19 protein-coding genes are annotated in these 19987 nt (G+C 71.5%); 14 read left to right on the plus strand and 5 right to left on the minus strand.

Annotated elements, in window-relative coordinates; translation table 11 throughout:
• The first annotated feature begins 97 nt into the window (after positions 1–97).
• Both pheS and pheT read left to right on the plus strand, forming a co-directional pair.
• Entirely contained in the window at positions 98–1159 is a 1062-nt protein-coding gene (gene pheS, locus Q5425_RS18280; RefSeq protein ID WP_308673450.1) for a phenylalanine--tRNA ligase subunit alpha, read from the plus strand.
• Entirely contained in the window at positions 1159–3729 is a 2571-nt protein-coding gene (gene pheT, locus Q5425_RS18285; RefSeq protein WP_308673451.1) for a phenylalanine--tRNA ligase subunit beta, read from the plus strand. The genes pheS and pheT overlap by 1 nt, the downstream gene beginning before the upstream one ends.
• Before the next feature lie 177 nt (positions 3730–3906).
• Here pheT and Q5425_RS18290 read toward each other — a convergent pair whose 3' ends face one another.
• Positions 3907–4596, minus strand: a complete 690-nt coding sequence (locus Q5425_RS18290; RefSeq protein WP_308673452.1) for a DNA alkylation repair protein — start codon at positions 4594–4596, stop codon at positions 3907–3909.
• 193 nt (positions 4597–4789) lie between these two features.
• On the opposite strand from Q5425_RS18290, the gene Q5425_RS18295 reads away from it, so the two are divergent.
• A complete protein-coding gene (locus Q5425_RS18295) occupies positions 4790–6373 on the plus strand; it encodes an alpha/beta hydrolase (RefSeq protein WP_308673453.1) in 1584 nt (527 codons plus the stop codon).
• 203 nt (positions 6374–6576) lie between these two features.
• The gene (locus Q5425_RS18300) at positions 6577–7074 is read left to right on the plus strand and encodes a helix-turn-helix domain containing protein (protein ID WP_308673454.1); all 498 of its coding nucleotides are present in this window, start codon (positions 6577–6579) and stop codon (positions 7072–7074) included.
• 167 nt (positions 7075–7241) lie between these two features.
• On the opposite strand, the gene Q5425_RS18305 is transcribed toward Q5425_RS18300, so the two are convergent.
• Positions 7242–8207, minus strand: coding sequence for a YafY family protein (locus Q5425_RS18305; protein WP_308673455.1), 966 nt, complete (start codon positions 8205–8207; stop codon positions 7242–7244).
• 86 nt (positions 8208–8293) lie between these two features.
• Here Q5425_RS18305 and argC point away from each other — a divergent pair, with 86 nt between their 5' ends.
• The 8 genes from argC to argH are packed head-to-tail and all read left to right on the plus strand — an operon-like array spanning position 8294 to position 15762.
• Positions 8294–9322, plus strand: a complete 1029-nt coding sequence (gene argC / locus Q5425_RS18310) for an N-acetyl-gamma-glutamyl-phosphate reductase (protein WP_308673456.1) — start codon at positions 8294–8296, stop codon at positions 9320–9322.
• Positions 9319–10479 (plus strand): bifunctional glutamate N-acetyltransferase/amino-acid acetyltransferase ArgJ, encoded by a 1161-nt coding sequence (argJ, locus tag Q5425_RS18315; protein WP_308673457.1) that lies wholly within the window; start codon positions 9319–9321, stop codon positions 10477–10479. The genes argC and argJ overlap by 4 nt, the downstream gene beginning before the upstream one ends.
• Entirely contained in the window at positions 10476–11393 is a 918-nt protein-coding gene (gene argB / locus Q5425_RS18320) for an acetylglutamate kinase (RefSeq protein ID WP_308673458.1), read from the plus strand. The genes argJ and argB overlap by 4 nt, the downstream gene beginning before the upstream one ends.
• On the plus strand, positions 11390–12592 hold the full coding sequence (locus Q5425_RS18325) for an acetylornithine transaminase (RefSeq protein WP_308673459.1): 1203 nt from the start codon (positions 11390–11392) through the stop codon (positions 12590–12592). Before argB ends, Q5425_RS18325 begins: the two co-directional genes overlap by 4 nt.
• On the plus strand, positions 12592–13518 hold the full coding sequence (argF, locus tag Q5425_RS18330; protein WP_308673460.1) for an ornithine carbamoyltransferase: 927 nt from the start codon (positions 12592–12594) through the stop codon (positions 13516–13518). Before Q5425_RS18325 ends, argF begins: the two co-directional genes overlap by 1 nt.
• Positions 13515–14027, plus strand: a complete 513-nt coding sequence (locus tag Q5425_RS18335; RefSeq protein WP_308673461.1) for an arginine repressor — start codon at positions 13515–13517, stop codon at positions 14025–14027. The genes argF and Q5425_RS18335 overlap by 4 nt, the downstream gene beginning before the upstream one ends.
• A complete protein-coding gene (locus Q5425_RS18340; protein ID WP_308673462.1) occupies positions 14024–14350 on the plus strand; it encodes an argininosuccinate synthase in 327 nt (108 codons plus the stop codon). The genes Q5425_RS18335 and Q5425_RS18340 overlap by 4 nt, the downstream gene beginning before the upstream one ends.
• Positions 14347–15762 (plus strand): argininosuccinate lyase, encoded by a 1416-nt coding sequence (argH, locus tag Q5425_RS18345; RefSeq protein ID WP_308673463.1) that lies wholly within the window; start codon positions 14347–14349, stop codon positions 15760–15762. Before Q5425_RS18340 ends, argH begins: the two co-directional genes overlap by 4 nt.
• Here the strand turns inward: argH and Q5425_RS18350 are convergent.
• From Q5425_RS18350 to Q5425_RS18360, 3 genes are read right to left on the minus strand one after another with little or no spacing between them, the layout of a single operon-like run.
• Positions 15755–16405, minus strand: a complete 651-nt coding sequence (locus tag Q5425_RS18350) for a TetR family transcriptional regulator (RefSeq protein WP_308673464.1) — start codon at positions 16403–16405, stop codon at positions 15755–15757. The two genes, argH and Q5425_RS18350, sit on opposite strands and share 8 nt — an antisense overlap.
• On the minus strand, positions 16405–17073 hold the full coding sequence (locus Q5425_RS18355) for a DUF4166 domain-containing protein (protein WP_308673465.1): 669 nt from the start codon (positions 17071–17073) through the stop codon (positions 16405–16407). The genes Q5425_RS18350 and Q5425_RS18355 overlap by 1 nt, the downstream gene beginning before the upstream one ends.
• Complete coding sequence (locus Q5425_RS18360; protein ID WP_308673466.1) at positions 17070–17624, minus strand: hypothetical protein; 555 nt, start codon at positions 17622–17624, stop codon at positions 17070–17072. Before Q5425_RS18360 ends, Q5425_RS18355 begins: the two co-directional genes overlap by 4 nt.
• A gap of 111 nt (positions 17625–17735) precedes the next feature.
• Between Q5425_RS18360 and Q5425_RS18365 the strand changes: the two genes are divergently transcribed.
• Positions 17736–18374: a DNA-3-methyladenine glycosylase gene (locus Q5425_RS18365; RefSeq protein WP_308673467.1), complete on the plus strand. Its 639-nt coding sequence runs from the start codon at positions 17736–17738 to the stop codon at positions 18372–18374.
• Positions 18375–18406: 32 nt separating this feature from the next.
• Positions 18407–19681 (plus strand): tyrosine--tRNA ligase, encoded by a 1275-nt coding sequence (tyrS, locus tag Q5425_RS18370; protein ID WP_308673468.1) that lies wholly within the window; start codon positions 18407–18409, stop codon positions 19679–19681.
• Positions 19682–19987: the final 306 nt, after the last annotated feature.

Consider the following 19987-nt stretch of genomic DNA (forward strand, 5'->3'; position numbering starts at 1 on the left):
CGCGGAGCCGATCCCATAGACTTTTCCCGCCTTTGACCTCTCGCGCGCCGTGTGCGGCGGAGCGCGAACGACCAGTCCCAACGGACGCCGAGGAGTTATGTCCGGAGCCACGGAGAAGGAAGCACAGGGCGCGGTACTCGCCCCCGAGACGCTGCAGGAGGCCGTCAAGGCCGCCGAAGCGGCGTTCGCCGCCGCGACCGGGCTCGAAGGGCTGGCCGAGGTCAAACCGGCCCACCTCGGCGACCACGCGCCGCTGATGCTGGCCCGCCGCGAGATCGGCGCCCTGCCCAAGCAGGAGAAGGCCGAGGCGGGCAAGCGCGTCAACGAGGCCCGGCAGGCCGTCCAGGCGGCCTTCGACGCCCGCCGCGCCGAGCTGCAGGTGGAGCGCGACGAGCGCGTGCTGCGCGAAGAAGCCGTCGACGTCACGCTGCCGTGGGATCGCATCCCGCGCGGGGCCCGGCACCCGATCAGCACCATCTCCGAGCGCGTCGCGGACGCGTTCGTCGCGATGGGCTACGAGGTCGCCGAGGGCCCGGAGCTCGAAGCCGAGTGGTTCAACTTCGACGCGCTGAACTTCGGCAAGGACCACCCGGCCCGGCAGCTGCAGGACACGTTCTACGTCGGCGAGGAGGACTCCGGCCTGGTGCTGCGCACGCACACCTCGCCCGTGCAGGCCCGCACACTGCTGCACCGCGACCTGCCGGTGTACGTCGTCTGCCCCGGCCGGACGTACCGCACCGACGAGCTCGACTCGACGCACACGCCGGTGTTCACCCAGGTCGAGGGCCTGGCCGTGGACAAGGGCATCACCATGGCCCACCTCAAGGGCACGCTGGACGCCTTCGCCCGCGCGATGTTCGGCGAGAACTCGAAGACGCGGCTGCGCCCGCACTTCTTCCCCTTCACCGAGCCGTCCGCCGAGGTGGACGTCTGGTTCGAGGAGAAGAAGGGCGGCCCCGGCTGGGTCGAGTGGGGCGGCTGCGGCATGGTCAACCCGAACGTGCTGCGCGCCTGCGGCGTCGACCCCGAGGTGTACTCGGGCTTCGCCTTCGGCATGGGCATCGAGCGCACCCTGCAGTTCCGCAACGGGATCCCGGACATGCGCGACATGGTGGAGGGCGACGTCCGCTTCACCCTTCCCTTCGGAACGGAGGCGTAGTGCGAGTCCCAGTCAGCTGGCTGACCGAACACCTCGAGCTCGCTCAGGAGGTCACGCCGCAGGACCTGGCCGACGCGTTCGTCCGGATCGGCATCGAGGTCGACGACCTGCGCGAGCTCGGGCCGGTGACCGGTCCGCTGGTCGTCGGCCGGGTGGCCGAGGTCGAGGAGCTCACCGAGTTCAAGAAGCCGGTGCGCTTCTGCCGCGTCGACGTCGGCGAGCCCGCCGACGAAGCCGGGGACCTCGACGACGACGAACTCGACGACGAAGACGAGGACGACGAAGCCGGCGAGCTCGACGAGGGCCCGCACGGCATCAAGACCCGCGGCATCATCTGCGGCGCGCGCAACTTCGCCGAGGGCGACCTGGTCGTCGTCGCGCTGCCCGGCGCCGTGCTGCCCGGCGACTTCGCCATCGCCGCCCGCAAGACCTACGGCCGGATCAGCGACGGCATGATCTGCTCGGCGCGCGAACTCGGCCTCGGCGACGACCACACCGGCATCCTCGTGCTGCCGCCGGGCACCGCGAGCCCGGGCGACGACGCCCAGGAACTGCTCGGCCTGAACGACTCGGTGATCGAGCTCGCCCCGACCCCGGACCGCGGCTACGCGCTGTCGATCCGCGGGCTCGCGCGCGAGCTGTCGAACGCGCTCGACGTGCCCTTCGGCGACCCGGCGCTGCTGGAGGTCCCGGCGGCCGAGGGCGACGCCTGGCCGGTCCGCGTCGAGGACCCGGAAGGCTGCCCGCGGTTCGTGCTGCGCCGGGTCACCGGCCTGGACTCGACCGCGCCGACCCCGTGGCGGATGCGGCGGCGGCTGATGCTGGCGGGCATCCGGTCGATTTCGCTGGCCGTCGACGTCACGAACTACGTGATGCTCGAGCTCGGGCACCCGCTGCACGCGTTCGCCACCAAGGCCATCCAGGGCGACCTGGTGGTGCGGCGGGCGAAGCCGGGCGAGAAACTGACCACTTTGGACGACGTGGAGCGCACGCTCGACCCGGACGACGTGGTCATCGCCGACGACAGCGGCGTCATCTCGCTCGCCGGCACGATGGGCGGCGCGAGCACCGAGATCACGCCGGAGAGCACCGACGTGCTGCTCGAGGCGGCGCACTGGAACCCGGCCGCGATCAGCCGCACCGCGCGGCGGCACAAGCTGTTCTCCGAGGCCGCCAAGCGGTTCGAGCGGTTCACCGACCCGCAGCTGTGCGGCGCGGCCGTCGAGCTGGCCGCCCGGCTGCTGCGCCAGTACGGCGACGCGGCCATCCAGCCCGGCCGCACCGACGAGGGCACGGTCGAGCCGAACCCGGCGGTCGTCATGCCGATCAACCTGCCCGACAAGGTCGGGGGCGTGGACTACAAGCGCGGGGTGACCGTCCGACGGCTCACCCAGATCGGCTGCAAGGTCACGGTCAGCACGGGTGACGACGGCACGGGCCTGGTCACGGCGATCCCGCCGAGCTGGCGCGGCGACCTGCGCCAGCCGGCCGACCTCGTCGAAGAGGTGCTGCGGCTGGAGGGCTACGACAGCATCCCGTCGATCCTGCCCGCCGCCCCGGCCGGCCGCGGCCTGTCCGACGCCCAGCGGCGTGTGCGGGGAGTGGCCCGTGCGCTCGCCGAGGCGGGCTACGTCGAGGTGCGGCCGTTCCCGTTCGTCGGCGACTCGGTGTGGGACGCGTTCGGCCTGCCGGCCGACGACGTCCGCCGCAACACGGTTGTGGTCCGCAACCCGCTGGAAGCCGACCGCAACCGCCTGGCGACGACGTTGCTGCCAGGCTTGCTGGACACGATGCAGCGCAACGTGTCCCGCGGGATGAAGGACGTCTCGCTGTACCACATCGGCCAGGTGGTGCTCCCGGCGCCGAACCCGCTGAAGGTTCCGGACCTCGGCGTCGACCGGCGCCCGTCGGACGAGGAACTGGCGCTGCTGGAGGCGGCGGTGCCGCAGCAGCCGCTGCACGTGGCCGTGGTCCTCGCCGGCAACCGGCGTCGCGCCGGCTGGTGGGGAGCAGGCGAGCAGGCGAACTGGGCCGACGCGGTCCAGGCCGCCCGCACGGTCGCGGAGGCGGCGGGCGTCGAGCTGACGGTGCAGGCGGCCGACCTCCCGCCGTGGCACCCGGGCCGCTGCGCCCAGCTCCGGGTCGGCGGCTGGCCGGTCGGCCACGCCGGTGAGCTGCACCCCAAGGTGGTCGAGGCCCTCGGCCTGCCGCCGCGGACGGTGGCGATGGAGCTGGACCTGGACGCCATCCCGCTCCCGGATTCCCGTCCGGCGCCGAGCGTCTCGGGCTACCCGCCGGTGCTCCTGGACGTGGCCCTGGTGGCGGCGGCGGACGTGCCGTCGGCCGACCTGGCCGAGGTCCTGCGCACGGGCGCCGGCGAGCTGCTGGAGGAAATCACGCTGTTCGACGTGTACGCGGGCGAGCAGGTGGGCGAGGGCAAGCGGTCGCTGGCGTACAAGCTGCGCTTCCGCGCCCCGGACCGCACCTTGACGGTCGACGAGGCCACCAAGGCCCGCGACGCAGCAGTGGCGGCCGCGGGCGAGCGCTTCAACGCAACACTGCGCGCCTGACAGGCATCGGGCGTTGGGGAGGGGCCGGCCACCGGCCCCTCCCCGCTTTGTGCGGTGCCCGCACCCAACCGACCGTCCAGGTACGCGAGCCGACTCTCCAGGCACGCGAGCCGACCCGACCCGACCCGCCAGGTACGCGGCCCGACTCTCCAGGCACACCCTGCCCGCAGCCGCACCTCAGCCGATGTGCTTGAGCGCCTCCCGCCTGGACAACCCGGACAACCCCGGGTGCTCGTCCACGAACCACCGCACCCAATCCGGGGCCGTCTTCGCGTAGTCCCGCAGGGCCCAGCCGATCCCCTTGCGCAGGAAGAACTCCGGCTCGCCGATCGCCGGCTCGATCGCGTCGGTGAGCAGGTCGGTGTCGGTGTCCTCCTTGGCACCCACCTGGCAGATGATCGCCGTGCGGCGGCGCCACAGGTCGGCGTTGTTCGCCCAGGCCCGCATGATCGGCGTGAGCTCGGCGCGGCCGGCCTGCAGGATCGGCCCGATCCGGCGGATGGCGAGCTCGTCCACGTGGTCCCACCACGCCCCCGTGACGATCATTTCCTCGTACATCGGGACCAGCTCCGGGTCCTGCCACCCCCGGTAGGCCCGGTGCCCGGAAAGATCGATCGCCGCGTAGCGCTCCTCGCGGAATTCGGCAGTGCGCCACAACTTCAGGACGGTCTCCGAAAATGTCACCCGATCGGGCAATATGTGCTCGGCCAGCAGCTGCTTCAGGAGGGCGCTGCGCTGGGGTTTTGCCACTCCGCGGAAGGGCATGGCCGACTTCATGTACGCCTGCATCGCCGGCGCCTTCACCGGGTCGGCCAGCTCCGCCAGCCCGGCGCGGATCGCCTTGACCAGCCGATCGTCCACGCTCATCGGTCCTCCTGTCGGCCTCCGGCGATCCGCAGGGTACTGCCGGCCACCGACGGTTCCGGTGCTCCGCGGGCGGCGCAGGTACCGACGAAAGGCGGATGGCGGAAGCCGCGTCGGTCAGCGAGATTGTCCAGGGTTGCCGGTAGTTTCGTCGAAATCTGGCGAACGCTGTCGAATGCGGACGAAAAGGATGACTGTGAAAAGAATCGTTGCCGCCATTGCCGCCGCGGGGCTCGCGGCCGGGCTGATGGCCGCTGCGCCCGCCGCCTCGGCGGAACCCGGGGTGCAGTTCACCCCCGCGCCGATCGCCTGGGGGCCCTGCGTGTCGGCCGGCCTCAAGGCCAACGGCGCCGAGTGTGGCTTCCTCGAGGTGCCCATGGACTACGCGAAGCCGGGCGGGGCGAAGGTCTCCGTCGCGGTCTCGCGGATCAAGCACAAGACCGCGCAGTCCCAGGGCATCATGCTGGTGAACCCGGGCGGCCCCGGCGGTTCCGGCCTCGGCCTCTCGGTGCTCGGCAAGTACGTGCCGAACCACGCCGGGGACAACTACGACTGGATCGGCTTCGACCCGCGGGGCGTCGGGTCCAGCAAGCCCGCGATCAGCTGCGACGGGAACTACTTCGGCTACAACCGGCCGGCCTACGTGCCGACCACGCCGCAGCTGGAGAAGACCTGGCTCGCCCGCTCGAAGGGGTACGCCGACGCGTGCCGCAAGAACGGTGAGATCCTCAACCACCTGAAGACGACCGACGTCGCGCAGGACATGGACAGCCTGCGCAAGGCGCTGGGCGAGAAGCAGATCAACTTCTACGGCTTCTCCTACGGCACCTACCTCGGCCAGGTGTACAGCACGCTGTACCCGAAGAAGGTCCGCCGGATGGTGCTGGACGGCAACGTCGACCCGCGGAAGGTCTGGTACCAGGCCAACCTCGACCAGGACGTCGCGTTCGACAAGAACATCAAGATCTACTTCGACTGGCTCGCGAAGTACGACGACGTCTACCACCTCGGCAAGACCGGCGACGCCGTCGAGAAGCTGTGGTACGACACGCAGCGCAAGCTCGCCAAGAACCCGGCGGGCGGCGTCATCGGCGGCGACGAGTGGACCGACATCTTCCTGCAGGCCGGCTACTACGTCTTCGGCTGGGTCGACATGGCCAACGCCTTCGACGGTTACGTGCACAAGGGTGACTGGCAGACGCTGAAGGACCTCTACGACAACTCGAACCCGCCGGGTGACGACAACGGGTACGCCGTGTACCTGGGCGTCCAGTGCACCGACGTGCAGTGGCCGACCGACTGGAACCGGTGGCGGGCCGACAACTGGCTGACCTTCTTCAAGGCCCCGTTCGAGACCTGGGGCAACGCCTGGTTCAACGCGCCGTGCGTGTTCTGGCCGGCGAAGGCGGGCAAGCCGGTGGACATCGACGGCAGCAAGGTGGCCGGGGCGCTGCTGATCAGCGAAGAGCTCGACGCCGCCACGCCGTACGCCGGCAGCCTCGAGGTGCGCAAGCGGTTCCCGAAGTCGAGCCTGATCAGCGCGCCGGGCGGTACGACGCACGCCGGCTCGCTGTCCGGGGTGTCCTGTGTGGACGACAAGATCGCCGACTACCTGGCCAACGGCACCCTGCCGAAGCGCCTGCCCGGCAACCACTCGGACGTCCAGTGCAGCCCGGTGCCGCCGCCGGTGCCCGACGGCGCCGCGGCGCAGAAGTCGGACAACACCGCGAAGGCCGCCCAGGAGAAGCAGAGCACGCTGGCCCAGCTGCTGCACTTCTGAGCGGAACCGCCGCATCCCGCTGCCCCGGTCCGGTTCGCCCGGACCGGGGCAGCGTCTTGTCCACCGGTGTCCCATCGTCGCCTCCTCGTGACGGTTCGTGGTCACCGGGGACGTTAGGCGAGGGGTCCGACAATTTCGGAGCGGAGTGGGCCGTGAGCAGCGCGTGGCCGAAAATTGTCGGGGGTGCGCGCTAGCTTCGTGGCATGTCGATCATCGAAGAGCGCCGGACCGAGATCCGGGCCGAAGACAACACCTACCAGATCGTGGTCGCGACCAGGACGGACGTCGACCGCGCCGAACCCACGCCCCGGGTGATGATCACCCTGGAAGCCGGCGGACCCGGCGGCGAACCGGTGGCCGAGGGCAGCCTCGACCTGGACGTCGCGGTGGCGGCCAAGGTGGCCGAACTCGTCTCGGACGGATTGCTGTCCGCGACCGGCGCCGACCGCACACCGCGCCGAAGATCCGCGGGCCGTCCTGCCCAGCAGGGCCGCCCGTGGAACGAGGAGATGGACGCGGAGCTGGAGAACCGGTGGATCTCGGGGGAGAGCGTCGCGCAAATCGCGGCGTACTTCGAGCGCACCCCCGGCGGCATCCGCGCCCGCCTGCCGCGTGTGGGCTGCGACCCGGAGAACCCGGGCTGCTACCTCCCGGTCCCGCCGAGCAGGCGCACGGACCCGGACGAAAGCGAGCCGGCCTGAGCGAGGGCGGCGGGCCGGTCCACTGTGGACCGGTCTGCCGCCGGACAGGGAGTGCGAGTCGATCGACCAGGGGATGGAACGTGGACAAGCCAGTGCGGACGTGTCGCAGGGCGCCGGTACGGGACAGAGAAGGAAGAGTCCGTGCCGCTGCGACCAGAGGTAGCCGGTCAGTCCGGCAGTGCCCCTGCGGCCGCCGCGTTGGCGCGGGCCGCGAGCACCTTCAGCCGCGCCACCAGTTCCGGTGGCTCCTCGACCGTGAACGCGCACCCGAGCCCGAGCAGCCGGAACGCGAGCCAGTCCAGGGTGTCGGCGTGGCTCCGCCACCGGCACCGGCCCTCCTCCAGGTCCGTCAGCTCGCCGGCTCCGGCGAGGCGGGGTGCGACCTCCGAGGCCGGTTCGGCCAGGACGGCCACCGCCCGGTACGTCGGCGCCAGGTCGTAGAGCCGGTCGAGGACGTAGGCCGCCAGGTCCGGCGCCGGCGGCTTGCGCGGCGCCACCCGGCCGCCGGTTGCCTGGGCCTCGCGCACGCGGTCGACGCGGAAGACCCGCCAGTCCGCCCGGTCGAGGTCGTAGGCGACCAGGTACCAGCGGCGGCCCGCGGCGACCAGCCGGAGCGGCTCGGCCCGGCGCCGGGTCTCGGCTCCGTCGTTCGCGCGGTAGCGGAACCGGACCGTCTCGTGGTTGGTGATCGCCCCGGCGAACACCGTCAGCTGCGCTGGGTCGACGACGGGCCCGGTAGCGGGCACGGTGACGGTCGCCGTGCCGATCGTGCCCACCCGGCGGCGCAGCCGCGCCGGCAGGACCTGCTCCAGCTTGGCCAGCGCCCGCACGGATGCTTCCTCGATGCCGTCGACCGGCTGGCCCGCCGCGGTCCGCAAGCCCACCGCGATCGCGACCGCTTCCTCGTCGTCGAGCACGAGCGGCGGCATGGCCGTGCCCGCGACCAGCCGGTACCCGCCCGCGACGCCGCGGCTGGCCTCGACCGGGTAACCCAGTTCGCGCAGCCGCTCGATGTCGCGGCGGATGGTGCGCGGGCTGACGGCCAGCCGGTCGGCCAGCTCGCTACCCGGCCACTCGCGCGGGGTCTGGAGCAGCGAAAGCAGGCCGAGCAGCCGCGCCGGGGTGTCCGTCATCGGGTCAGCATCCCAAGCCGGCCGGTGGGGTGGCGGGCACCACTCCGGGTTTGTTTAGACTTGCAAGGGCGTGCATAATCATGCGTATGACGGTGAACATCGCGGTGGCCGGAGCCAGCGGGTACGCGGGCGGTGAGCTGCTGCGCCTGCTCCTGACCCATCCCGGGGTCGAGATCGGCGCGCTCACGGCCGCCAGCAGCGCGGGCACGAAGCTCGGCGTCCACCAGCCCCACCTCGTCCCCCTCGCAGACCGCGTCCTGACCGAGACGACGCCGGCGACCCTCGCCGGCCACGACGTCGTCTTCCTCGCGCTGCCCCACGGGCACTCCGCGGAGATCGCGGCGCAGCTCGGCCCGGACGTCCTGGTGGTCGACCTCGGCGCCGACCACCGCCTGGCCGACGCGGGCGACTGGCAGCGCTGGTACGGCGGCGACCACGCCGGCCAGTGGCCGTACGGCCTGCCCGAACTGCCCGGCGCCCGCGAACGGCTCGCCGGCACCAAGCGCATCGCCGTGCCCGGCTGCTTCCCGACCGGCGGCACGCTGGCCCTGGCGCCCGCGTTCGCCGCCGGGCTGATCGAGCCCGACGTCACGATCGTCGCGGTCACCGGCACCTCCGGCGCCGGCAAGAGCCTCAAGCCGAACCTGCTCGGCTCCGAGGTGATGGGCTCGGCGAGCGCGTACGGCGTCGGCGGCGCCCACCGCCACACCCCCGAGTTCGCGCAGAACCTCTCGGCCGTCGCGGGGGAGAAGGTCACCGTGTCCTTCACCCCGGTGCTCGCGCCGATGCCCCGCGGCATCCTCACCACGGCGAGCGCCCCGCTGAAGGACGGTGTCGACGAGGCCGCCGCCCGCGCGGCGTACGAGAAGGCCTACGACGCAGAGCCGTTCGTGCAGCTGCTGCCCGCCGGTGCCTGGCCGGCGACCGCGTCGACGCTCGGCTCGAACAACACCCAGCTGCAGGTCACGGTCGACACCGACGCCAAGAGGCTGGTCGTCGTCGCCGCGCTCGACAACCTCACCAAGGGCACCGCCGGCGGTGCCGTCCAGTCGATGAACCTGGCCCTCGGCCTCCCGGAAACCACCGGGCTTCCCACCGTAGGAGTGGCACCGTGACCGTCACCGGCCCCCAGGGCTTCCGCGCCGCCGGCGTCGCCGCCGGGATCAAGGCCTCCGGCGCGCTCGACCTCACCCTGGTCGTCAACGACGGCCCCTTGGACGTCGCGGCGGGCGTGTTCACGCGCAACGTCATCAAGGCCGCCCCGGTGCTGTGGTCGCAGGAAGTGCTCAAGCAGCAGCGGCTGAAGGCCGTCGTCCTCAACTCGGGCGGCGCCAACGCGGCCACCGGGCCCGGCGGCTTCCAGGACACCCACGCCACGGCCGAGAAGGTCGCCGAAGTCCTGCAGGCCGGCGCCATCGAGGTGGCCGTCTGCTCCACCGGCCTGATCGGCGAGCGGCTGCCGATGGACGCCGTCCTGTCCGGAGTGGACACCGCCGTCAAGGCCCTCGACGCGAGCCCCGAAGCGAGCCTCAACGCCGCCAAGGGCGTGATGACCACCGACACGAAACCGAAGCAGGCCTTCGCGAAGCACGAGAGCGGCTGGAGCGTCGGCGGCTTCGCCAAGGGCGCGGGCATGCTCGCGCCCAACCTCGCCACCATGCTCTCCGTCTTGACCACCGACGCCGTGGTGGACAAGGAAACCCTCGACCGGGCGCTGCGCGCGGCGACCCACGTCACCTTCGACCGGCTCGACGTCGACGGCGGCACGTCCACCAACGACACCGTGCTGGTCCTCGCGTCCGGCGCGAGCGGGGTCGAGCCCACCGAGGCCGAGCTCACCGAGGTGCTCACCGCGGTCAGCCACGACCTGGTGCTCCAGCTGCGCGCGGACTCCGAAGGCGCCACCAAGGACGTCGACATCACCGTGCGGGGCGCGCAGATCGAAGCCGACGCGATCGCCGTCGCCCGCACGATCGCCGAGGACAACCTGGTCAAGACGGCGCTGTTCGGGTCCGACCCGAACTGGGGCCGGATCGCGATGGCGCTCGGCCGGGTCCCGGCCCGCATCGACCCGGACCTCGTGTCGATCGCGATCAACGGCGTGACCCTGTTCGCCCAGGGCGTGCCAGCCGCCGACCGGTCCGAGGCGGACCTGACCGGCCGCGCCGTCGAGATCGTGGTCGACCTCGGCGTCGGCACGAGCACGGCGACCATCTACACCACTGACCTTTCGCACGGTTACGTCGAAGAGAACAGCGCGTACTCCTCATGAACCGGGAGGCTCTGATTTCCGCGGACGAACGACTCGCGACGGCGGCCGAAAAGGCCGGGGTGCTCATCGAGGCGCTGCCCTGGCTGCAGCGGTTCCACGGGGCCACCGTGGTGGTGAAGTACGGCGGCAACGCGATGATCGACGACGAGCTGAAGGCGGCCTTCGCCGAGGACATGGTGTTCCTCCGGCTGGCCGGCCTGCGCCCGGTCGTCGTCCACGGCGGCGGGCCGCAGATCACCGCGATGCTCAAGCGCCTCGGCGTCGAAGGCGAGTTCAAGGGCGGCCTCCGCGTGACCACGCCGGAGACCATGGACATCGTCCGGATGGTGCTCACCGGGCAGGTCAGCCGCGAGCTCGTCGGGCTGATGAACGCCCACGGGCCGTACGCGGTCGGCATCTCCGGCGAGGACGCCCGGCTGTTCACCGCCGAACGCAAACAGGCCACTGTGGACGGTCAGCAGGTCGACATCGGGCTCGTCGGCGAGGTCGCCGAGGTCAACCCGGACGCGGTGCTCGACATCGTCAACGCCGGGCGCATCCCGGTGGTCTCCACGGTCGCCCCGGACGTCGACGGCGTCGTGCACAACGTCAACGCCGACACGGCCGCGGGCGCGCTCGCGGCCGCGCTGGGTGCCGAAAAGCTCGTCGTGCTCACCGACGTCGAAGGCCTGTACGCGAACTGGCCCGACCGGTCGTCGCTGATCGACCGCATCCGCGTCGACCACCTCGAGCCGATGCTGCCCACGCTGGCCAGCGGCATGATCCCGAAGATGGAGGCGTGCGTGCGCGCCATCCGCGGCGGCGTGCGCCGGGCGCACGTGATCGACGGCCGCCTCGCCCACTCGGTGCTGCTGGAGGTCTTCACCTCCCGCGGCATCGGCACCATGGTCTTCCCCGAAACGGAGCTCCCGTGACCGACCTCGAGTCCAATGTGGATGGCCAGGCGCACTGGCAGTCCGCCCTCATGGACAACTACGGCACACCCAAGCTGACGCTCGTGCGCGGCGAAGGCGCGAAGGTGTGGGACGCCGACGGCAAGGAGTACGTCGACCTGGTCGGTGGCATCGCCGTCAACGCGCTCGGCCACGCCCACCCGGCGGTCGTCGAAGCCGTCACCGAGCAGATCAAGCAGCTCGGCCACACGTCGAACCTCTACGTCAACCCGGTCGCCGTCGAGCTCGCCGAGGCGCTGCTCGACGTCGCCGGCCTCACCGGCCACGGCAAGGTGCTGTTCGTCAACTCCGGCGCCGAGGCCAACGAAGCCGCGTTGAAGATCAGCCGGCTGACCGGGCGCACCAAGGTGGTCGCCGCCGAAGGCGCGTTCCACGGCCGGACCATGGGCGCGCTGACGCTCACCGGCCAGCCCGCCAAGCGTGACGCCTTCAAGCCGCTGGTGCCGGGCGTGGAGCACGTGCCGTTCGGCGACGTCGAGGCGCTCAAGGCCGCCGTCGACGCCGACACCGCGGCCGTCTTCCTGGAGCCGGTGCTCGGGGAGGCGGGTGTCATCCCGGCGCCGGACGGCTATCTGCAGGCCGCCCGCGAAATCACCAAGGCCACCGGCACGCTGCTGGTGCTCGACGAGGTGCAGACCGGCCTCGGCCGGCTCGGCACGTGGTTCGGCTACCAGCAAGCCGGCATCGTGCCGGACGTCATCACCCTGGCGAAGGGCCTCGGCGGCGGCCTGCCGCTGGGCGCGGTGATCGGCGTCGGCGCGGCGGGAGAGCTGCTCAAGCCCGGCCAGCACGGCACCACCTTCGGCGGCAACCCGGTCTGCTGCGCGGCCGGCCTGGCCGTGCTGAAGACCATCGCCGCCAACGGCCTCCTCGACCACGTCGCCTCGCTCGGCAAGGACATCGCCGCGGGCGTCGAGGCGCTGGGGCACCCGCTCGTCGCCGGGGTGCGCGGCGCCGGGCTGCTGCTCGGCATCGCCCTTAAGCAGCCCGTGTCGGCGGCAGTCGCGCAGGCCGTCCAGGACGCGGGTTACCTCGTCAACCCGGTCGCGCCGGACACCATCCGGCTCGCGCCCCCGCTCGTGCTCGACGGTGAACAGGCTGAAGGCTTCCTCGCCGCACTCCCGAACGCGCTCGATTCCACCACGAAGGACTCCGACTGATGCTGCGCCACTTCCTCCGCGACGACGACGTCAGTCCCGCCGAGCAGAAGGCCATCCTCGACCTCGCCGACGCGCTCAAGGCCGACCCGCTCGGCAACAAGACCCTCGCCGGCAAGTCGATCACGGCCATCTTCGAGAAGAACTCGACGCGGACCCGGTTCTCGTTCGAGGTCGGGATCAGCCAGCTCGGCGGCCACCCGGTGATCGTCGACGGCCGTTCGATGCAGCTCGGCCGCGAAGAGACGATCGAGGACACCTCGCGGGTTCTCTCGCGTTACGTCGACGGGATCGTGTGGCGCACCTTCGCGCAGAAGCGCATCGAGGCGATGGCTTCGGCCGCGTCGATCCCGGTGGTCAACGCGCTCACCGACGAGTTCCACCCGTGCCAGGTGCTCACCGACCTGATGACGATCCGCGAGCGCAAGGGCAAGCTCGAGGGCCTCACGCTCGTCTACCTCGGCGACGGCGCCAACAACATGGCGCACTCGCTGCTGCTCGGCGGGGTCACCGCCGGGATGCACGTCCGCGTCGTCTCGCCGGTCGGTTTCCAGCCGGACCAGGGCGTCATGCTGGACACGAAGAAGCGCGCGAACGAGACCGGCGGCACCGCCACCGCCTTCACCGACCCGTACGCGGCGGTCGACGGCGCGGACGTGCTCGTCACCGACACGTGGACGTCGATGGGGCAGGAGAACGACGGTCTCGACCGGGTCGGCCCGTTCCGCGCCCTGCAGGTCAACACCGAACTGCTGAAGAAGGCTGCGGACGACGCGATCGTCCTGCACTGCCTGCCCGCGCACCGCGGCTGGGAAATCACCGACGAGGTGATCGACGGCCCGGCCAGCGCGGTGTGGGACGAAGCGGAGAACCGGCTGCACGCCCAGAAGGCCCTGCTGGTCTGGCTCTTCGAGGAGAGCAGGCGATGACCGGCAGCCGGGTGGGCAGGCAGGCCCGGATCACCGAACTCGTGTCGACCACGACCATCCGCAGCCAGACGGAGCTGGCCAAGCTGCTGGCCGCCGAGGGCATCGAGGTCACGCAGGCGACGCTGTCGCGCGACCTCGACGAACTGGGCGCGGTCAAGCTGCGTGGACCGGACTCGGGGGCGCCGGTTTACGTCATCCCCGAGGACGGCAGCCCGGTGCGCGGGGTGCAGGGTGGGACGTCACGGCTCTCCCGGCTGCTGGCCGAATTGATGGTCTCGGCGGACTCGTCGGGCAACCTGATGGTGCTGCGGACGCCGCCGGGCGCGGCGCAGTTCCTCGCCAGCGCGATCGACCGGGCGGCCCTGGAAGAGGTCGTCGGCTCGATCGCGGGCGACGACACCGTCGCCGTGATCGCCCGGGAACCCCTGACGGGCAAGGAACTGGCCGAGCGCTTCGCCGCCCTCGCGCAGCGCTCGGCGCACGAAGCAGGAGACGAAGGACCGCCATGACCGTGCTCGCCGACATCTTTCCGGCCGAGGGCGAGTTCCTCGCGCCGGACGAGGTCGTGATCACCTTCGACGGCGGGGTCCCGGTGGCGATCGACGGCGAGACCGTCTCCGTCGCCGAAGCGCGCCGGATGCTGAGCGCGCGCGGTGAGGCGCAGAGGATCGGCCGCGGCGAAGCGTGCGCCGCGCTCGAACGGCGGGCCGGCCGCGGATGCGCCAGTCTGGCCAACGCCGTGTCGGGCGAACTCCACCTGGTCCTCCACGACGGCCGGGTGACGGCCCAAGACTTGAATCCGACGAACACCGAGGAGAAGCGAGAACAGTGAGCGGGAACGAGCAGCCGGTGCAGCTGTGGGGCGGCCGGTTCGCCGGCGGTCCGGCCGAGGCGATGGCCGCGCTGAGCGCGTCGACCCATTTCGACTGGCGTCTGGCGCCCTACGACATCGCCGGGTCCCGCGCGCACGCTCGTGTGCTGCGCAAGGCGGGCCTGCTCACCGACGACGAGCTGACCGGCATGCTGGCCGCGCTGGACACGCTCGCCCAGGACGTCGCGTCGGGGGCGTTCACGCCGACGGTCGCCGACGAAGACGTGCACACGGCCCTCGAACGCGGCCTGCTCGAGCGCGCGGGCACCGAGCTCGGCGGCAAGCTGCGTGCCGGCCGTTCGCGCAACGACCAGGTGGCCACGCTGTTCCGGATGTGGCTGCGCGACGCCGCCCGCCGGGTCGTCGCCGGCACCCTCGAAGTCGTCGACGCGCTGGTGTCCCAGGCGAAGCGGCACCCGGACGCGATCCTGCCCGGCCGCACGCACCTGCAGCACGCCCAGCCGGTGCTGCTCGCCCACCACCTGCTGGCCCACGGCCAGGCGCTGCTGCGCGACGTCTCGCGGCTGCAGGACTGGGACGTCCGCACGGCCGAATCGCCGTACGGCTCGGGTGCTCTGGCCGGCTCGTCGCTGGGCCTCGACCCCGAGGCCGTCGCCGAGGAACTGGGTTTCGCCACCAGTGTCGAGAACTCCATCGACGGCACCGCTTCGCGCGACTTCGTCGCCGAGTTCGCCTTCGCCGTCGCGATGCTCGCGGTGAACCTGTCCCGGATCGCCGAAGAGGTGATCATCTGGAACACCGCCGAGTTCGGCTACGTGACCCTCGACGACGCCTGGGCCACCGGCAGCTCGATCATGCCGCAGAAGAAGAACCCGGACGTCGCGGAGCTGACCCGGGGCAAGGCGGGCCGGCTGATCGGCAACCTCACCGGGCTGCTGGCCACCCTCAAGGCGCAACCGCTGGCCTACAACCGCGACCTGCAGGAGGACAAGGAGCCGGTGTTCGACTCGGTCGAACAGCTCGAACTCCTCTTCCCGGCGATCGCGGGCATGCTCGAGACGCTCACCTTCCACACCGGCCGGCTCGCCGAGCTGGCCCCGGCCGGCTTCACCCTGGCCACCGACATCGCCGAATGGCTGGTGCGCCAGGGCGTCCCGTTCCGCGTTGCACACGAAGCGGCGGGCGAGAGCGTCCGCGTCGCCGAGGCTCGCGGCGTCGGGCTGGACGAGCTGACCGACGAAGAGTTCGAGAAGATCAACCCGGCGCTGACGCCCGAGGTGCGCGCGGTCCTCACCGTCGAGGGCTCGGTGACGTCCCGCGACGCCCGGGGCGGCACGGCACCCGCCCGGGTGGCCGAACAGCGGGCGCGCCTCGAAGAGCGGGTCACCGCGGCCCGCCAGTGGCTCAACTGAGGGTCTTGCGGAGCTTGGCCCGGACGGCCCGCGTGGCCACCGGGCCGAGCCCGTCCAGGACGTCGACGAGCACGGCCAGCCGCTCCAGCGCGGCGACGGCCTGCTCGGCGCCGTCGGGGTCGACCGTGTCGAACAGCGTCAGCCCGAGGAACCCGCTGGACACGGCGTGGGCCAGCCCGCCGGGGTCCGCGAGCTCGGCCAGCGGCGATCCCTCGAGCACGCGCTCGAGGGCCGCGCGTACCTCGGTGATCCACTTGTTCAGGCCTTCGCGGGTCGCTTCGGCGAGCCGCTCGCTGCCTTGCGCCCCGGCCAGCGTCTGGGCCAGGAGCGCCAGGTTGCCTTCCGCGCGTTCCGCGATGCGGATCTCGCGGCCGAGCGCCAGCAGCTCGCCGACCGTGGTCACGGCGGCGAAGCGGTCACGGTAGAGGGCGACGCGGGCTTCGGTCGCGGAGACGCAGGCCTGCGCGACGAGCTCCTCGACGCTGCCGAAGTGGTAGAAGACCAGCGCCTGGTTCGCGCCCGCGGCGGTGGCGACCGACCGGGCGGAGACGGCGGTGATGCCCTGCTGCCGGACGACTTCCAGCACGCCGTCCACGAGCCGCTGCTTCGTGTCCTGCGAACTGGAGTTCCGGCCGGTGCCCATCAGTCCATGACCTTCTCACGAAGCGGCTTGACCGCCCCGCTCACCCCGCCGCCGACGTCGACGTACCGGGCACTGAAACCGCCTTCGTATCCGAACACCGGCCCGAACCGCGGATGAACCACCGCGACCGCGATCCGGAACTGCCCGCTGCCGTCGTCGAACCACTCGTCGACCGTGGCGGTGCCGGTGATGCCCCGCGGCAGGCGCGTCCGGACCGGCCCTTCCCGGAGCCGGAACTCGCCGGAGCGGATCCGGAACCCGCCGTCCGGCCGGACCGACACCGCGAGGTCCACCGCCAGGTGCTGGTGCGTGCCCAGGTAGTCGACGAGCCCGCGCCCGGCGCTGTACACCATCTGGGCGTCGAAGCGCCTGCGCCGCTGCGGGAATTCGAAGGTCCGCACGAAGGACACCGTTTCGCGGCCGTGCCCGTCAACGTACGGGTAGTTCTCGATGGTGAACGGCACGTTCCGGCCGCGGTCGGGGAACAGGATGTGCCGCCTCGCCCCGAGCGACAGGAACGGGCGGGTGAAGTCGCGGCCGTGCCAGATGCGGTCCATCACGCCGTGGCCGATCATCCCGCGCCCGCCCGAGAGGGCGAGCCGTTCGCGCACCCGCGGGTGCAGGTGCGCGAAGTCCGCGCCGAGCGCGCGTTCGAAGACCCCGGTCACGCCGACACCCCGGCGGCCACCTCGTGGCGGGGACGCGTCCGGCCGCAGCGGCCAGCCGAGGGCGCGGTCAGCGGCTGGTCCTCAGGCGGGATCCCCGTCTCCAGCCAGAGCCGGAGCCGGTCGAACGACCAGGCCGTCATCCAGCCGAACACCGGCCGGAACACCCGGTCGGCCAGCTGCCCGAAGCGCCCCCAGCGGGTGCCGTAGTCGAACCCGGTGACGAAGCGGACGCCGCCGGTTACGGGGGTGTAGCGCCAGAAGCCCGCACCCGTGCTGATCAGCGACAACGGGTCGGCCGATGCGAACCGCAGCACCGACGTGCGGGAGCCGTCCGGCCGGTCCCGGGACGCCACGCTCACCCCGACGCCGTCGACCGTGACCCCCAGGAACCGCGAGGCGTAGCGGAAGTGACCGTCGTGGCCGTCGATCGGGCTGATCTCGGTGAACCGCAGGTCCCAGCGCCGGTGCAGGTCGGGGTCCTGGGTGTGGTGCCAGAGCGTGTCCAGGTCCGTGCGGATCACGGTCTCCACGTAGAGCGGCTTCGGTCGCATCTCGGCTCCCCTCAAAGTTTGAGCGAGTGCTCAAACAGACTGTAGGGAAGTTTGAGCGATCGCTCAAGGGGTTAGGGTGGCACGCCAGGCAGCCGAAGAGAGGAACCCCGTTTGAGCGGCGACGCAGGCCGGTTGTTCACCCGCGACGAGCTGGCGCTGGACCCGGTCGACCTGGCCCACCTGCTGCTCGGCTCGGTCCTGGAGGCCGACGGTCCCGACGGCACCGTCGGCGTCCGGCTGGTCGAGGTCGAGGCCTACCGCGGCGAGGACGATCCGGCGTCGCACTGCTACCGCGGCCGGACCCCGCGCAACGCCGTGATGTGGGGGCCCGCGGGTCACCTGTACGTCTACTTCGTCTACGGGATGCACTTCTGCGCGAACATCGTCGGCTCGAGCGACGGCGTCGCCGGCGCGGTGCTGCTGCGGGCGGGCGAAGTCGTGACGGGCGTCGACGTCGTCCGCAAGCGGCGGCCCAACGCGCGGGGGACCGGCGAACTCGCCAAAGGCCCGGCGATCCTGACGTCGGTCCTGCGCATCGACCGGCAGGAGAACGGCGTCGACCTGACCGATCCGGCGTCGCCGGTCCGGCTGCACGTCGGCGAACGCGTGCCGGCCGAGCGGATCCGCAGCGGCCCGCGCGTCGGCGTCGCGATGGCGATGGACACGCCGTGGCGGTTCTGGGTCGACGGCTCGCCCGCCGTGTCCACCTACCGCCGCGGCGGGAAGCGGCGCGTCCGACCCGCCAGTTAGTCGGTTGACCTGGTGCGGGAGGATCTACAGGCGTGAGCGAACACATCCTCGACGAGCTGTCCTGGCGCGGCCTGATCGCGCAGTCCACCGACATCGACGCCCTCCGGCGCGAGCTCGACCAGGGTCCCGTGACGCTCTATTGCGGCTTCGACCCGACCGCGCCCAGCCTGCACGCCGGCAACCTGGTCCCGCTGCTCATGCTCAGGCGGTTCCAGCGCGCCGGGCACCGGCCGATCGTGCTGGCCGGCGGCGCCACCGGGATGATCGGCGACCCGCGCGACACCGGCGAGCGCACGCTGAACACCCTCGACGTCGTCGCCGAGTGGGCCGGGCGCATCCGCGGCCAGCTCGAACGGTTCGTCGACTTCGACGACTCGCCGACCGGCGCGATCGTCGAAAACAACCTGAACTGGACCGGGCAGCAGACCGCCCTGGAATTCCTGCGCGACGTCGGGAAGCACTTCTCGATCAACGTCATGCTCAACCGGGAAACGGTGAAGCGCCGGCTCGAGGGCGACGGCATGTCCTACACCGAGTTCAGCTACCTGCTCCTGCAGTCGCAGGACTACCTGCAGCTGCACCGCCAGTACGGCTGCAAGCTGCAGGTCGGCGGGTCCGACCAGTGGGGCAACCTCGTCGGCGGGGTCGACCTGATCCGGCGGACCGACGGGGCGGGCGTGCACGCGCTGACGGCGCCGCTGGTCACCGACGCCGAGGGGCGCAAGTTCGGCAAGTCCACGGGGGGCGGGAACCTCTGGCTCGACCCCGAGATGACCTCGCCGTACGCCTGGTACCAGTACTTCGTGAACGTCGGCGACGCCGACGTCGTCCGCTACCTGCGGATGTTCACCTTCCTCGGTCAGGAGGAGATCGCCGCGCTGGCCGAGGACACCGAACAGCGTCCCCACCTGCGGGCCGCGCAGAAGCGGCTGGCCGAGGAGTTCACCGTCCTGGTGCACGGGGAGGAGCAGACCCGGCAGGTCATCAACGCCAGCCAGGCACTGTTCGGCCGCGGGGAGCTCGGTGAGCTGGACGAACGCACCCTCGACGCGGCGATGGCCGAAGTGCCGAACGGCAAGGTCGACCCGGCGGGCGAGCCGACGATCGTCGACCTGCTGCTCGCGGGGGGACTGGTGGACAGCAAGGGTGCGGCCCGCCGCACGGTCAAGGAGGGCGGCGCCTACGTGAACAACGTGAAGGTCGCCGACGAGGAGTGGAAGCCGACGGCGAGCGACACCCTCCACGGCAAGTGGCTCGTGGTCCGGCGCGGGCGGCGCAACGTCGCCGGCGTCGCGCTCGGCGGCTGACCGGGCCGGGTGGCCCGGAACAGGGGCTTGACCTGCGGGAACGCGGTTAAGGTACCCCCCTGTTTCGGGCCCTCTGGAGGGGTGTAAAGTTCTCCAAGTCGCCAGGGAAACCGGGTGGCCACCGGGACACGAACCAAGCTCTCGCGGATCGCGATTGAGTGGGTGTCCCACCAAAAACTGCTAGGAATGAATCGCTTCGAGCGAGCCGCTTGATCGCGGTGATCTCGGGGTGTGTTGCTTGAGAACTCAACAGTGTGCTAGTGAACTAAGCCAGTAGAGCTTATGTATTGAAACCTCGTATGAGGT

Source organism: Amycolatopsis sp. A133 (assembly GCF_031082405.1).
Lineage (GTDB): Bacteria > Actinomycetota > Actinomycetes > Mycobacteriales > Pseudonocardiaceae > Amycolatopsis.